9 protein-coding genes are annotated in these 14,852 nt (G+C 72.7%); 4 read left to right on the forward strand and 5 right to left on the reverse strand.

The window, feature by feature from the left end; all coding sequences use genetic code 11:
- Positions 1 to 198 (forward strand): malic enzyme-like NAD(P)-binding protein (locus tag RM609_RS00005; protein WP_369016224.1); only part of this gene is annotated, 198 nt, incomplete at its 5' end.
- Positions 199 to 261: 63 nt separating this feature from the next.
- Entirely contained in the window at positions 262 to 1,494 is a 1,233-nt protein-coding gene (locus RM609_RS00010; protein ID WP_311606765.1) for a hypothetical protein, read from the forward strand.
- Here the strand turns inward: RM609_RS00010 and RM609_RS00015 are convergent.
- Positions 1,475 to 2,110, reverse strand: a complete 636-nt coding sequence (locus tag RM609_RS00015) for a hypothetical protein (protein ID WP_311606766.1) — start codon at positions 2,108 to 2,110, stop codon at positions 1,475 to 1,477. The genes RM609_RS00010 and RM609_RS00015 overlap by 20 nt on opposite strands.
- Positions 2,111 to 2,261: 151 nt before the next feature.
- Here RM609_RS00015 and RM609_RS00020 point away from each other — a divergent pair, with 151 nt between their 5' ends.
- Positions 2,262 to 3,821: an FAD-dependent monooxygenase gene (locus tag RM609_RS00020; RefSeq protein WP_311606769.1), complete on the forward strand. Its 1,560-nt coding sequence runs from the start codon at positions 2,262 to 2,264 to the stop codon at positions 3,819 to 3,821.
- On the opposite strand, the gene RM609_RS00025 is transcribed toward RM609_RS00020, so the two are convergent.
- The 3 genes from RM609_RS00025 to RM609_RS00035 all read right to left on the reverse strand — a co-directional run bounded on the left by RM609_RS00025 (position 3,803) and on the right by RM609_RS00035 (position 13,751).
- Positions 3,803 to 11,422, reverse strand: a complete 7,620-nt coding sequence (locus tag RM609_RS00025; protein ID WP_311606771.1) for a LamG-like jellyroll fold domain-containing protein — start codon at positions 11,420 to 11,422, stop codon at positions 3,803 to 3,805. The two genes, RM609_RS00020 and RM609_RS00025, sit on opposite strands and share 19 nt — an antisense overlap.
- Before the next feature lie 226 nt (positions 11,423 to 11,648).
- Entirely contained in the window at positions 11,649 to 12,695 is a 1,047-nt protein-coding gene (locus RM609_RS00030; RefSeq protein ID WP_311606773.1) for a cation diffusion facilitator family transporter, read from the reverse strand.
- Positions 12,696 to 12,938: 243 nt separating this feature from the next.
- Entirely contained in the window at positions 12,939 to 13,751 is an 813-nt protein-coding gene (locus tag RM609_RS00035) for a LysR family transcriptional regulator substrate-binding protein (RefSeq protein ID WP_311606775.1), read from the reverse strand.
- Positions 13,752 to 13,809: 58 nt separating this feature from the next.
- Between RM609_RS00035 and RM609_RS00040 the strand changes: the two genes are divergently transcribed.
- Complete coding sequence (locus RM609_RS00040) at positions 13,810 to 14,199, forward strand: DUF5997 family protein (protein WP_311606776.1); 390 nt, start codon at positions 13,810 to 13,812, stop codon at positions 14,197 to 14,199.
- Positions 14,200 to 14,262: 63 nt separating this feature from the next.
- Here RM609_RS00040 and RM609_RS00045 read toward each other — a convergent pair whose 3' ends face one another.
- On the reverse strand, positions 14,263 to 14,802 hold the full coding sequence (locus tag RM609_RS00045; protein WP_311606777.1) for a hypothetical protein: 540 nt from the start codon (positions 14,800 to 14,802) through the stop codon (positions 14,263 to 14,265).
- Positions 14,803 to 14,852 lie beyond the last annotated feature (50 nt).

The following is a 14,852-nucleotide window of genomic DNA, read 5'->3' on the forward strand; positions in this document are numbered from 1 at the left end:
GGCCTGCTCGACGCTCAGTCCCGCACCGTCAACACCGACATGATGCTCGCCGCCGCCCGCGCCCTCGCCGACGTCGTCGCCGAAGACGAACTCAACGCCAACTACATCATCCCCAGCGTCTTCAACGCGAAGGCGACCGAGGCCGTGGCCTCGGCGGTCAAGCGGGCGGCGCTGGCCGCCGCCCACCAGGAGCGGTGACGCGCCCGACGGGGTATCCCTTCGGGTAGGTCATCCCTGCTCTTGCGCGAGGGGCGTGGCGAGATGCGAGCGACGCGCGTGGTCGTGCTGGGCGAGTTCCGTGCGGACCGGCTGGTGCCCCGGCTGCGGCGGGCCGGTGCCGAGGTCGTCGTCCTGGGGTTCGCGGAACTCGACGGGTTCCTGGGGCCCGGCGTGGTGTGCGGAAGGCTGCCCGACACCCTCGGCGAGCCGGCTCTGATGCGGCTGCTCGACGACCACGACGCGGACGTCGCCGTCCCCAACATGGGCTGTCCCGGGCAGGAGCAGTTCCTGCCCGTCTACGCCCGCGCCCGCTCCTCGCTGCGCGGTACGGGCCGCCGTGTCCACGGCCACGCGGAGGAGTTCGCGGTGCTGGCGAGCGACAAGGTGGTCCTCCACCGGACGGCGGAGCGGCGGGGCTGGCCCGTGCCCTTGGGGGTGGTGTGCGCGCGGGCGGAGGCGGTGCGCGCCGCCGTGCGGGAGCTGGGGTTCCCCGTCCTGGTGAAGGAGGCCCGCAGCGAGTTCCACACGGGGCGGCACTATGTGCGCGACGACGCGCGGCTGGGCCGGGCGTGCGGCGAGGTGACGTATCCGGTGCTGGTCCAGCGGGCGGTGACCGGCGGGGAGTTCGCGGTCGAGCTGCTGTCCCTGCCCGGGCGCACGGTCGCCTGGCCGGTGGCCTCCCTGGGCCGGCTCGACGGCGACTGCGCCCCCGGCAGACGGGTGCGGGTCGCACCGGCGGCGCTGCCCGCCCGGGCGCGTGCGGAACTGACCGCCGTGCTCGGCGACATCGTGGAGACGCACAAGCCCCACGGACCGTGGCAGATGGATTTCGCCGTCGACGACGGGAGCGGCGGGATCCGGGTGATCGAGCTCAACGGCAGGCTGGGCGGTGTGTCCAATATGAGCCGGGCCGCCACCGGCCTGGACCCGCACGCGGCGTACGCCGACACCGTGTTGGGCCGTCCTCTCCCGCGACCCCCTGCGGCCCGTCGGGTCGCGCTTGAGCTGCCCATGACCCCGGGCGCGGCGTTGCCGCCCGCCCCGCCCGGCACCGAACTGACGCCGTACCCGGGGAACCCCGGCAATCCGGGCCCCGTCCACGGCGGGGTCCAGCGGGCCGTGCTCGGTGTCCCGGCGGACTTCCCCACGGAGTCGGTGGGTGACTGGCTGCGGGCCCTGCCGCCCGGCGTGCTGCTCGACGCCCCGGAGGAGGCGATCGCCCAGCTCACCCGGGGCGCGCACGCGCTGAGGCCGGTCAGGCGAGGAGGTTCGTGATGAGTTTGCGCACCCTGCCCTCCACGACCGGCAGGACGCCGTGGACCAGCTGCGTCCCGTAGACGACGGTGGCTCCCGGCGGCGGGGTGCAGGTCCAGCGGGTGTGGGGGACGGAATCGAGCTTCACCGGGCCGGTACGGGCGGTGATCTCGTGGACGAAGCGGGTGCCGGGCGCGTAGCCTCCGCGGCCGGTGCTGGTGGCATCGCTCCACAGGGCGTCGGCGGAGCTGGTGTCGAGGTAGAACTCGCCGCCGCTGTCGGCGTCCTGGAGGTTGAACGCCACCCGGGCGATCCGCTGGGGGCGCGCCTCCGGGTCGCCGACGCCGTGGACGTGCGGGCGGATCCTGTCGCCGGGTTTGAGGTCGTGGTAGAGCCATGGGTCGGTGCCCGTGGCGGACGGGAAGACCCGGCGGAGGGCGGGCAGCGCGCGCCGCACGGCCCGGTCCAGGATCGCCTGGGCCGCCTCGGGCGGGGTCATGCCCTCGCTGGGACGTGCGGGAACCCAGCCGGTGACGGCGAGGTGGTCGTCCAGGATCTTGGTAAGCTCGTCGGTCTCCTCGGGGGTGAGGAAGCCCTCGACGGTCTGCACGGCCAGGGTCTCGGTCATGTGGATCACGAACGGACTCCTCTCACGGTGACCGGCGTCGCACTCCCCCATTGCAGTACGCCGCCGGTCGTGTGCCAAGCGCCGAACCGGCCGGGGCCCGTCGCGCGCGTCCTGACAGGCGCGCTTGACGGCCCGTTCGCCCGTGCCGAAAGGTGGACGGGTGACGTCCCTGGGCACGGACACGCGCACGCACACCACCGACGTGCTGGTCGTCGGCGCCGGGCCGACCGGGCTGCTGCTCGCCTGCGAACTGGCGCTGGCCGGTGTCCGCACGGTGGTGGCCGAGCGGCGCGACGCGCCCCACCGCGAGTCGCGGGCGCTCAATCTCCACCCGCGCGGCATCGAGCTGATGGACATGCGGGGCCTGGCCGGCCGGTTCCTCTCCCGTGGGCGGACCGTGCCCGGCTGGCAGTTCGCCGCGACGCTCCCCCGCCGGCTCGACTTCACCGCCCTGGACACCCGCCACCCCTACGCCCTGCTGCTGGCCCAGGCCCGTACCGAGGCCCTCCTGGAGGAACGGGCGCGTGAGCTGGGCGTACGCGTTCGGCGCGGGCACCGGGCCGTGGCGCTGCGGCAGTCCGCGACCGGCGCCGAGGTGGAGCTGCGCGGCCCCGGAGACACGGTCACCGTGCGGGCGGGTTACGTGGCCGGGTGCGACGGCGGGCGCGGTTTCGTCCGGGAGGCGGCCGGGATCGGTTTCCCCGGCACTCGGGAGTCGATGACGGCCGTGGTGGGCGACTTCGCCGTGGCGGATCACTCGCACAACGAGCGGGCCCGGCGGCACGGGGTGCTCGTCGCACGGCTGGAGGACGGGCTGACGCGGTTCGTGGTCATGGACCCGCTCCGCGTCAGGGTGCCCTCCACGGAGCCGGTGACCCTGGCGGAGTTCCGCGCGTCGCTCCTGCGCGTGTGCGGGACCGACTGCGGTGTGGGCGAGCCCCGGTGGCTGTCGCGGTTCGGCAACGCCACCCGGCTCGCGGAGTCCTACCGCCGGGGGCGGGTCCTGCTGGCGGGCGATGCCGCGCACATCCACTTCCCCGTGGGGGCCCAGGGCCTCAACACCGGGCTTCAGGACGCGATGAACCTCGGCTGGAAGCTCGCCGCCGCCGTCCGGGGCTGGGCTCCTCCGGGCCTGCTGGACACGTACCACGCCGAGCGCCGTCCCGTGGGGCGGGCCGTCACCGACGGCACCCGGGCCCAGACCCTGCTGGTGGAGCTTCCCCTGACCGAGGAGTACGGGCGACCGGCGGCGCTCCTGTGCGAGTTGCTCGACACGCTGCTGGGCATGCCGGAGGTCAACCGCCACCTGGCGGGCCGGATCTCCGCCCTCGACACCGTCTATCCGCCCGCCGCCCCGGACGCCGACCCGCTGACCGGACACCGCATGCCCGACATCGGCCTGACGACGCCGGCGGCCGCGCGCCCCACCCGCGTGTACGAGCTGCTGCGCGACGGCCGCTTCGTCCTGCTGCGCCTGGGCCTCGACGGCGGGACGGAGCGGGCCGTGGCCGACAGCCGGGTCCGCGCGGTCACCGTCCGGTCGCACGACGGCCACCGGGATCTCGACGGCGTCCGGGAAGTCCTCGTCCGGCCCGACGGCCATGTCGCCTGGGCCACTCACGCGACCGACCCCGATGTCCTCCGGGCCGAACGGTCCCGGGCCCTGGCCGCATGGGCCGGGCCCGGGACCGGGTCAGCGGATCAGTCCTCCACTCCGTAGTACTGCGCGAGGAAGCCGGTCACGTCCGCGGCGTGCGGGCTCAGCTCGGGCAGGTGATCGGCGAGGGCGGTGCGCACGGCGTCGGTCAGGGCGGACAGGCTCGTGGCCGACGCCTTGACGTACGGGTCGAGGCGGCGGACCAGCTCGTAGTTGCTGTCCACGTCCAGTTGCCGCATCGTCCGCTCCAGCGGAGCGGCCCCGGCGGTCGTGACGGGCGGCAGCAGGCGGCTGACGAACGTCACGCGGTGCATGACGCGCCAGCACGGCGGCTTGCGGTCGGACTGACGGGCCTGACGCAGGGCGGCCGCGTTGGGGTCGCCGGCGTTCTCCAGCCAGGTGGGATCGACGACCTTGTGGAAGAAGGCGTCGAAGTGCTCGGTGTCCTCGCCGAGGTAGAAGCTGAGGAACCGGTAGGCGTCCACCTTGCCCGGCGCGTTGACGGGCTTGCCGTCGGCGTCGAAGACCGGCTTGCGGTTGGCATCGTACTGCTGGAGGTTGCCCGAGGGCGCGCAGGCGACCGACAGGCCGAAGGAGCGGGAGGCGTCCTTGCCGCGGGCGCGGGTGGCAGTCATGCCGCCGCCGATGGACGCGTCGAGCTGGGCGTTGATCCCGATGCCCATGACGTCGAAGGACGTGCCGACGCTCGTGCCCACCGACCCCGACAGCGAGTACGAGCCGGAGGTCGTCTCGCTGACGGAGTCCGTCGTCTCGGTGGTCTCGGCGAAGAAGCCGCCGTCCGCCGTCCAGACGTAGGTGTTGACCAGGTCGCGACGGGAGAAGCCGGCACCGGCCTTGCTGCCCGCCGTGTCGCGGGCGCGGCCGGGGGCGGTGTCGCCGCCGATCGCCCCGCCGAGGACCCGGCCCGCGCGCTCGGCGGTGGGGTCGGGGGCGTGGGTCTCGGTGGAGACGGTCTCGTAGTAGCCGTGCAGCCGCTGCTGCTCGCGCTGGATGCGGCGCTTGAGGGCGTACGCCTCGCGTGGCTTGAAGTAGCTGTACTCGCCCCGGTCCCGGGCGTCCGTGTAGTCCGGGTCGAGGACCTTGCCCCGCTCGTCGTAGCCGACGGTGCCGTCCAGCGTGCCCTGCTTGGTGTAGCGGGGGTTGACGGGGAACGGGATGACGTTCCAGTCCTTGGGGATGTCGGGGTTGGGCTGGATGCGGTAGGTGACGAGCGCGCCGCTGTGGGCCAGGCGCAGCGCGAAGACGTCGGCGGTCTGCGACTGCACGAGCGCGAAGCCCATGTTGGCGGGCACGTAGCGGCGGCCGACGGCGGTGTTGAGCGGGTTGCGCGGGTCCTCCCAGCTGCCGGCGAGCTCGACCTTCATGGACCGGGCGGTGTTCACTCCCTGTGAGACGGACGTCTCCTCGGCCCAGCTGTTGGAGAACTCGAGGCTGCCGCGCACGCCCGCCGAGACCTTGGCGGACGCCATGGACTTGGCGACGCCGAAGCCGAGCGGCGCGGTGATCATCCACATGTCGACGTCGACCTCGTTGGACAGCGCGAAGCCGAAGGCGGCGTCCACGCTGCGTTCCTTGGCGGAGGAGAGGGAGTGCACGACCTCCTCGGCCTCGGTGAGCTCCACGGAGGCGACGCTGTCGTACGTGGCGCGGTCGGGGTCGATGGTGTTGGGGGTGAGGTTCTCGGACGGTACGGGCGGGGCGCCCTCGACGTAGCCGATGAGCTGCGGGTCGAACTGCACCTGGCTGACCCATTCACTGATCAGGTCGCCGACCTTGTAGCCGGTGACCAGGTGCCAGCGTCCGTCGCGCAGGTAGCCGTACGCGCGCTTGAGGACACCGAATGCCTCGCCCTTGGCGGTGTACTGCATGTCGGCGTACTCGGCGACGGCCGGGGCGCCGGAGACCGTCTCGTGGAAGGGGGTGCGCATCGCGGCCAGCGCCGAGCGGACCTGGGCGGCGTCGCTGGAGACGGGCGCGGTGGACAGTACGGCGCTCGGGCGGGCGGGGGCGGCGGACAGTGTGAGGCCGTTGCCGCGCAGGCCCTCGTCGCGGACGACGCCGGCGGCGTCGTCGGTGGAGGCGCTGTCGAAGGACCAGTAGGCGAGCAGGTCCTCCTTCTCCCCCTTGAGACGGGTGAAGAGGTTGTCGAGGATCTGCTCCTGGGTACGGGAGGCGCGCCACAGCCGGACCTCTTCCAGGACGCCGTGGAACGCCTGGTCGGCCGTGCCGCCCTTGAGCCGGGCACCGAGGGTGAGGGCCTGGTCCCCGTAGTCGGCGAGGCCGGCCGCCTCGAGCGGGTCACAGGCGAGGGGGACGCCGTTGCGGTAGAGGCGGAAGGAGCTGCCGCGCGGGTCGGGGTTGCGGGCCCAGCGGGCGCCGCGCAGCCGGGCCGAGTGGGATCCGGTGGTGTCGGCGGCGGTGTTCCCCGCGTTCTCCTCGAACGTCCAGTGCGCGGTCAGACCGCGGTCGCGCGCCGAGACGGGCGTGCCGAGCCGCGCGGCGTCGCGGGCGGCGCCCCACAGCCGGACCTCGGCGACCACACCGGTGAGGAAGTGGGTCTCCGTGCCCGCACGGGCCCGGCCGATGTCGAGCGTGCCACTGTTGCCCTTGGAGCCGGGCCCTTCGTAGCGGGCGGTTCCGGCGTCCTTCCCGTCGATGAAGAAGCGGATGTCTTGCCATTCCCGGACGTCGACGGACTCGACGAGCTCGACGGTCTGCCGGACGGGTGTGCCGTCGGCCCCGGCCGCCGTGATCTCCTTGCTGCCCTTGCGCTCCTGCGTCGAGCGGCCGCCCTTGCGGACGACGGCCAGCCGGTGGAAGACACCCGCGCGCACGGCCTCGGCGGAGGCGAACCGGACGAGCTTGCCGTCGGGCTCCTCGAAGGCGAACTCCAGCTTGCCGTCGGGCAGGACGAGCAGCCGGTAGGGGAGGCTGCCGCCGGAGCCGTCGGCGGCGCGGCCCTTGGAGAGCAGGCCCTGCGTCGTACCGAGGGAGTCGACGCGGCAGAACACCTCGACGGTGAGGTCGTCGGCGATGTCGAGCGCGTCGTTGTCCGGGACCTCCAGGTAGGCGCCGTCGGTGAGCTCGACGGCCCAGGACTGCTCGTAGGCGGCCGCGAGGTGGGACCACTCGTGCGGCGGGAAGGAGTCCCGGGTGGCCACCAGGCGGTCGCCGACCCCGGCGACGACCCGGTATACGGCGTCCACCGCCGTATCGAGCGCGGCGGGCGCGGTCGCGGTGGTGACACCGCCGCGCAGATGGACGTGCCGGCCCTGGCCCGAGCGGTCCAGGACCCCCGGCTTTCCGCCCACCTGGGCGAGCGGGGTGGCGCCGGGCCAGTAGCCCGTCAGCCCGGTCTCCTTGCCGGACAGCCGCTTGTTCTTCTGCGTCCGGACCTCGGCGGCGCTACGGGCGGTGCCCCACAACCGGACCTCGTCCATCTCCACGGCGGCGTAGTCGGGCACCCAGCCGCCGAAGTGGCTGCCGAAGCTGAAGAGGCCCTCTCCCCGGTAGGTGCCCGAGGCGACGCGGCGGGCCTCCTCGACGCCGTCGCGGTAGATCGTCTGCTCGCGGGTGGTCGCGTCGAACGTGCAGGCCCAGTGGTGCCAGTCGGTGTCGTCGTAGCCGTCGTTGGTGGTGAGGTCGTCACCGTAGAAGGCGAAGGTGAAGGAGCTGGTCTGGCGGAAGCCGATGTGCAGGGCGCGGCTGTTGCCGCCGTCCGAGGCGCCGTGGCCGACGAGGAGCTGGGCCTTGTTGTCCCACTTGGTGGTGCGCCGGGCCCAGAACTCCACGGTGAAGCTCTGATCGGCGAGGCTGAAGCCGTTCTCGGTCATGGCCACGCCGCTCTTGCCGTCGAAGGCCAGGGCGGGCACGGCGGTGGCCTCCGGTGCGAGCAGCCCGAGCGTGTAGGGGGCGTCGCCCACGTGGGCGTGGACGATCCGCGCGGCGCCGGAGACCGCCTCGGGCTTGACCCAGGCTTCCATCGTCAGGTCGCGGGTCACCGCGGCCCGGTCAAGCCGCTCCTGCGGCAGGGTGAGGACGTTCTGCCGCCCGTCGAAGGAGTACGCGCGGCCGGGCTTGTCCGCGCGCCAGCGGCAGCCGTTGCCGGTGACCAGGTCCGCCACCTCCCCGAGCGGGACCTCCCGTGCCGAGCCGGGGTCGGCGACCACGAGCCGGGAGCCCGCCGAGAGCGGGACGCCGGGACGGCTGGACGTGGCCTGCCGGTGGTCGTACCGCAGCCGCTCGACCGGGTCCCCCGCCTGCGGCTCGGGGGCGCCTTCGCCGCTGCCGAGCCGGAGCGAGGTGGCGCCCGGCTTGCGCTCGGCCTCGATGAGGTAGAGGTGGCCGCCGATGGTGACGGGCGTACCGGCGGGGAGGGCAGCCGGCAGGGGGGCGGCGAGCTGGAGGACGCCGCCGATGACATCGCCGGCCTTGCCACCGGAGAGAAGCCTGTCCGTCGCGTCGAAGGACTTCACCGCGCCGATCCGGACGGGCTGTTCCGGCGCGCCGTTGACGATCGCGGCGAATTCGGCGGCCCGGCGCGGCACCCGGCCCCAGGTCTCGCGCTCCCCGTCGCGCTCGATCGTGACGTCGCACAGGCCCGGTGTACCGCCGGCCGTGACGCTGATCCGTACCGTTCCCAGGTCGGTGTCGGCGTCACGGGCGGTGAAGGTGACCGCCGTGCCGTCGCTCCCCGCCAGGCGTCGGGAGGAGCGCAGGACCGTGGTGTCGTAGTAGGCGGCGAAGAACTGCTCGTTGGCGCCGCGGAAGTACAGCACGACGCTCCCGGAGGCACTGTCCAGGAGATACGGCCGGTCGGCCGAGCGGGCGAAGGCCAGCAGCGCGCCGGAGGCGCTCAGACCGGTGCGGTCGAGGCTCAACTGCGGCATGGGAAGGGCGATGTCGTCGGCACCCTTGAGGCCGCCGGTGAGCCGGGCGAGCTCGTCGCGGGCGGCGGCGAGCTCGGCCTGCTGGGCCTCGATCTCGCGGCGGCGCTGGTCCAGCAGATCGCGCTGGGTACGGAGTTCGGCAAGCTGTTTGTCGAGTGCCTCGACCCGTTTGCCGGCTTCCCGGATGTCGGGGTGCCCGAAGTCGTGGAGGGCGACCCGCTCGAAGGCGATGAGCCCTTCGCCGGACTCGGTGACCGTGGCGGAGTCGTACTGGACGACACGATCACCGAGCCGGTCGGGGGCGCAGACGGTCTTCTCGCTGTACCGGTTGACGACGGTGCTGTAGCCGTCGCTCCGGTCGTGGATATGGAAGTGGGTGTTCCAGGCTCCGGTGTTCCGTGGCCACACGATCAGGGGTGCGTCGTTGTCCCGGCGCTCACCGGCGACGTTCATGTCCTTGCCGGTGTGCGGATTGCGCAGGTGGTAGGGCGTGGGGCCGCTCCAGTGGGCTCCCGGGGGAATCATGACGTCCCACAGCGCGGATTTCGCCTCCTTGTCGGAGGTCCTGATCAGCGGAGATTCGCTCCCGGCGCCGTCGTCCCGCACGGCGAGATATTGCGGCTCGCCGTCCCGGGCGTTCTTGAAGCGGATCCTGCATGTCCAGCCGGCGATGTCCTGCCACCTGAAGTAGTACGCCTCGCGGATGCGTTCCACTTCCGGCAGGTCGGCGGTCTGCCGGGTGAGGTCGGCGACCTCGGTCTCCTTGGCCGTGATGTCCTGGACCAGCTGCCGGACCCGGCCGTCCAGCTCGCTGATCGTCTCCACATCGGCGCTACCGTCCGGCGCGGCGAGCACCGGCAGCGCCAGCTCGTCGGGGATCTGGGCGAGGCGTCCGTCGCGCCCCACGCCGAAGTCGACGGTCGCGAGGTACGACTCGTCGGTCGCCGCGCCGGTCCTCGGGTCGGGGCCGGAGGTCGCGTAGGAGAGCAGGACACGGGCCTGCCGCTTGGCGGGCTTGGGCTCCTGGCCGTATCCGACGGCCGTCTGCTCCTGCTGGTGGTAGAGGACGGCCGACAGGCCGGAGACGACGCCGCGGCCGGTAACGGCGAAGCTGTCGCGCCGTACGCCGGGGTGGTCGCCGATGGGGGCCTCGGAGGTCACCCATCGCGGGCCGCCGACGAGCTCGCCGTGGCGGGCGTGGTCGGTCTGGTCGAAGAGGCGGGTGCCGGAGCCCTCGTCGAAGCGGTAGTAGGCGACGAGGCCGGGGTCGTTCCCGATGAGGCGGACGCCCTTGTCGCGCCGGAGCTCCTCCGCCGTGCGGGCGCGGTTCCAGACGCGTACCTCGTCGAGCTCGGCGCGGGCGCCCTGGGCGAGGGCACGGCCCAGCAGCAGGGCGCCGGTGCCGGTGTAGTCGCCGCCCGTGACGCGGCTGCCGGTCTCCTCGCCGTCCCGGTAGACGGTCTGGCGGCGGGCGGTGTGGTCGTGGACGCAGGCCCAGTGGTGCCAGTCGGTGTCGGTCGTCCGGACCTCGGAGTTGAGGTCGTCGGCGTAGAACGCGAAGGTGAAGCGGTCGTCGGCCCGGAAGCCGATGTGCAGGGACGCGCGGGCGCTGCCGGCCTCGTCGCCGTGCCCGACGAGGAACTCCTGACGGCTCGCCTCGGTGCGTCGCGCCCAGAATTCGACGGTGAAGTCGCGGCCCGCGAGCTCCGGGCCCTCGGTCACGCGCACATGGGCCTCGCCCTCGCCGAAGGCCAGCGCCGTCTCGGCGTGCCCTTCGGTGCTCACCACGGGTATGAGGGGCTGTCCGGTGAACGGGCAGGTGCCGGGGCCGGGTTCGTGGACGGCGTCGCGGTGGGCGGGGTCGGGGCTGGTCCAGGCCTGGGTGCCCTGGAGGTTGAACAGGCCGTCGCGGCCCTGCTCGATGTTGAAGGAGTCGACGCGGCCGGTGGCGTCGTTGTGCGCGAAGATCTGCCAGCGTTGCTGTCCGTGGACGGCGGTGGGGACGAGGAGGGCGGTGAAGCGCCCGCCGGAGAGACGCCGGACGAAGGACAGCTTCTGTGTGGGCTCGTGGAAGGGGCGGCCTTCCATGTCCGTGGTGCCCAGGCTGTCCTTGGCCGAGTCGGGGCGGGTCCTGTGCCGGCTGCGGCGGTAGCGGGCCTCCAGGACGGGCTTGAGCTCGCCGCCGACGAGCAGGAACCGGTCGCACAGCAGGGTGTCCGCGGCGAGCGGGACCTTCGCGCCGTTCTTGTCACGGGTGTAGTCGGTGCGGTCCGCCGTGCCGGACGACCCCCCGCCGGCCAGCTTGTGCACGGCGTCGGGGTGGTCGGCGGTGACGGACTGGCGCAGCACCACGACGTGCGTGCCGTCGGAGATGACGTGGAAGGGGGCGAGGGCGGTGAGCCGGGCGGTGGTGGAGAGGAAGGGGTCCACCTCGTCCTCGTCGAGCCGCTCCCCGGGCGCGGCCTCGACCCGGCCGCCGTCCTTGACAACCGGTAAGGCGGTCAGGCCCGCGGCGGCGAAGCCCACGTCGGTCAGTTCGGACGGGAAGCGCAGGGGGAGGGGGTTCTCCGACCAGTAGGCGGCGTCGAGTTCGCTCTTGCTCTCGTCGTGCCGCGCCATGTCGAGCACGGTGTAGACGACGCGCCGCCGGTCGTCCATGGCGAAGGCCACCACGGTGCCCTGGTGGCGGACGGTGGTGGTGTGGACGTACGGGCGGTCGCTGTAGACCTTGAGCAGATGCTCGTCAGCGGACAAGTGCTCTCCTCGGGAAGGCATGCGGAACCCGCATACCGGAAATCGTGGGACAGGGCCGAACGACCCCTTGCGGCCTGCGCCCGCTCCCCCGGGCGTGCGCGGCCGTCACACGATTGACCAGCGGGAATTCCCCGTCAAGGGAGTCATCGCGCCACGGTGTCCGAAACGGCGTCCGCCCGGTGCCCGCGAAGGTCGGCTTCGCGGGTACCGGGCGGAGTGGGTCGTCTCAGTGGTCGTGGGGCCCGGGCCGGTGGACGGGGCCGTGGGTGTCCTCGGTGTGTCCCCGGTGGCCCGTGGGGGCGGCGATCTGGAGGAGGGCCTCCTCGTCCTGGTCCTCGCCGAGGTGGTCGACCTGGAGGGTGGCGTGGGTGATGCCGTACTCCTCGCGCAGCTGGTGCTGGAGGTTGCGGCGCACCGTGTGGCAGTCGCCGCCGGGGGTGACCAGGACATGGGCCGACAGCGCGGGCTGGCCGGAGGTGATCTGCCAGATGTGCAGGTCGTGGATCTCGACGACCTGGCCGGCGGCGGCCATCCGGTCGCCGACCGCGTCGGGGTCGATACCGGCCGGGGCGGCCTCCAGGAAGATCCGGCCCGAGGCGCTGATCAGCCCGAAGCCGGCCTTGAGCATGAGGCCGACGACCACGAGGGTGGCGATGGCGTCGGCACGGGCGAAGCCGGTGAGCATCACGACGAGACCGGCGATGGCGGTGCCGATGAAGGCGTAGAGGTCGTTGAGGATGTGCTGGAAGGCGCCCTCGACGTTCAGCGAGCTGCGGTTGGCCTTGGAGATGCACCACGCGGCCAGGATGTTCACGACGATCCCGACGAGCGCGGTGCCGAAGACCAGGCCGCCCTCGACGTCGGGCGGGTTGATCAGGCGGCGCACGGCCTCGTAGCCGAGCCAGGCGGCGAGGAGGACGAGCGTGAGTCCGTTGGCCTGGGCGGAGAGTATCTCGGCACGCTTGAGGCCGAAGGTGTAGCCGCCGCGGGCGGGCCGGGCCGCCAGGCGCATCGCGATGAGCGCGAGCACGATCGAGGCGGCGTCGGTGAGCATATGGGCCGCGTCGGAGATCAGCGCCAGGGAGCGGGCGAGGACGCCGATGGTGACCTCGACGGCCATGAACACGGTGATCAGCGTCAGGGCGATGGTCAGCCAGCGGCGGTCGGCGTCGGCGGCGACGCCGTGGCTGTGGCCGCCGTGCCCGGAGCCGTGGTCATGGCTGTGGGCGGGTCCTCCGGGGGTGTGTTCATGGGCATGGGTGTGGCCGGGCACGGTGCCTCCTGGCTGCCTCGTCGGGGGCTTCGCCAGCGAGTGAACAACATGAGCCGCGGGGTGCGCAAAGGCTGCAACGGCATCGGTTTCCAATACCGTTAACACCCCTCTGACCTGCGGTTTCATCCCGGAGGGGCGAGGCTTTCGATGCAGCTGGTAATCGCTTTCAGAAGCGTTCGGTGAACGCCCCGATCACCGGTACGCGATCACCGGCAAGCGCCGCGCCGGCCACCCGCTGCGCCGCTACCCCCGGCGGCCGGGCTTGCCGCGCTTGCCGGTCCGGGAGGCGCCGGAGCGGGAGCCGCCCGAGGCGCCCCGGGCGCCCTTGGTGCCTGTGCCGCTCCTGCCCGCCGCCTTGCCCGTCGCGGGCTTCCGCCGGGCGGCGCCCGCCTCCGGGCGCTTCTCCTTGCGCTGGTCCTTCGACTCATCGGCGCCGGGGCGGCGGCCCCGGGAGCTGTTCACGGTGCGGCCGCGGACGATCCCGATGAAGTCCTCCACCATGTCGGTGGTCCGCTCCTCGGGCCACGACAGCGCGACGCTCGACTGCGGGCCGTCCGTGACCGTCCGGTACGTGAGGTCCTTGCGGTGGTGCAGACGGGCGAGCGACTGCGGGACGAGGAGCACGCCCACGTTCGCCGCGACGAGCTCGATGGCGTCACCCGTCGTGGCGGGGCGCTCGATCGCGGGCCGGCCCGGCAGCCCGTTCTCCCACTCGAAGGTGTCGTCGAGGGGGTGGAACACGACCTCGTCGGCCAGGTCCGCCAGCGTCACCTCTTCGAACGCCGCGATGAGGTGATCCTTGGGGATCACCACCACCGTGGTCTCGGTGTAGAGGGGGATGGCGCTGAAGTACGTACGGTCGACGGGCAGCCGGACGAGCCCCGCGTCGGCGTCACCGCGGCGCAGCACGTCCGGTACTTCGGCGGCGGGCGTCGCGATGAGGTCCAGCGGGGTGTCCGGCAGTCGCTCGTTCCAGATCCGCACCCATTTGGCGGGGGTCGCGCCCGGTACGTAGGCGAGCCGGAACGGGGTAGGGGGTACTTCCGAGCCTGTCACCCGGCCAGGTTACCGGGCGTGGTCTTCAGTGGCGCACATGCTCGATATCCTTGACACCATGACGTCGCACCAGAGCACCCAGACCATGAAGCCCGCGACCGCGGCGAAGAAGCTGGGTGTGTACCTCGAAGCCACCCCCACCGAGTTCCAGGAGGGTGTCGTCACGCGCGACGAGTTCAACGCTCTTCAGGCCGACCCGCCGGAGTGGCTGCGCGAGCTGCGCCAGAACGGCCCGCACCCGCGTCCGGTGGTCGCGGCGAAGCTCGGTGTCTCGATCTCGGGTCTGGCCCGCGGCGGGATCACCGAGGCGCTCACCACGGAGCAGATCGAGGCGCTGAAGCAGGAGTCCCCGGAGTGGCTCCAGAAGGAGCGCGCCACCCAGGCGGAGGTCCGCAAGGAATCGGTCCGCATCAAGGAGAAGAACAAGCAGGAGCAGCAGGACCGCTAGCGCTCCCGTTCCACGCCTCCCGGAGGGCGCCCGGCCGTATGCGGCGGGGCGCCCTCCGTTCGTTCACAGCCAGCTGACGCGGGCGCTGGTGAGGTTCTCCCCGGCCGGTGGGCGGGCCAGCTCTCCCTTGGCCACGCCGTCGAGCAGCTTGCGCACGGCCGCGATGATGTCGGGCGTCGCGTTGCGGAGTTCCGCCGCGTCGCGCGGCCCGGCCTCGTCCGCCGCCACCCCGGCCTCCGCCAGCAGGGCGTCCAGGTTCGTCAGTTTCCCCGCGACCCAGTCCAGGGGCGCGGCCGTCAGCCCCTCGTCGAAGACCCGTGGCCCCGGGTTCCAGTCGTCGAACCTCGGATGGTGATGGGCGCGGTCCAGGCTTCCGGCGGGGCCGTCCACCGACTCCAGCAGGTCGGCCCGCCATACGGGGCGGTCGACGACGATGGGCCGTGCGGCGTAGATGGTTCCCGTCAGGGGGCCTCGCCGGAGCAGCCGGATCTCCAGGCGTACGCCGTGCTCGGCGCCTTCCTGGCCCGGCGTGGGGCGGGGGTCGATGAAGTAGAGGTCACTGGCCACGACGCCGATCCGTTCGAATCCAAAGGCGTAGAGCACAAACTCCTCCTCCGGCTGTTCCTGGCGACCTTTCAGGGCTTTCAGGGCTT

Source organism: Streptomyces hesseae (assembly GCF_031845785.1).
GTDB classification, from domain to species: Bacteria; Actinomycetota; Actinomycetes; order Streptomycetales; family Streptomycetaceae; genus Streptomyces; species Streptomyces hesseae.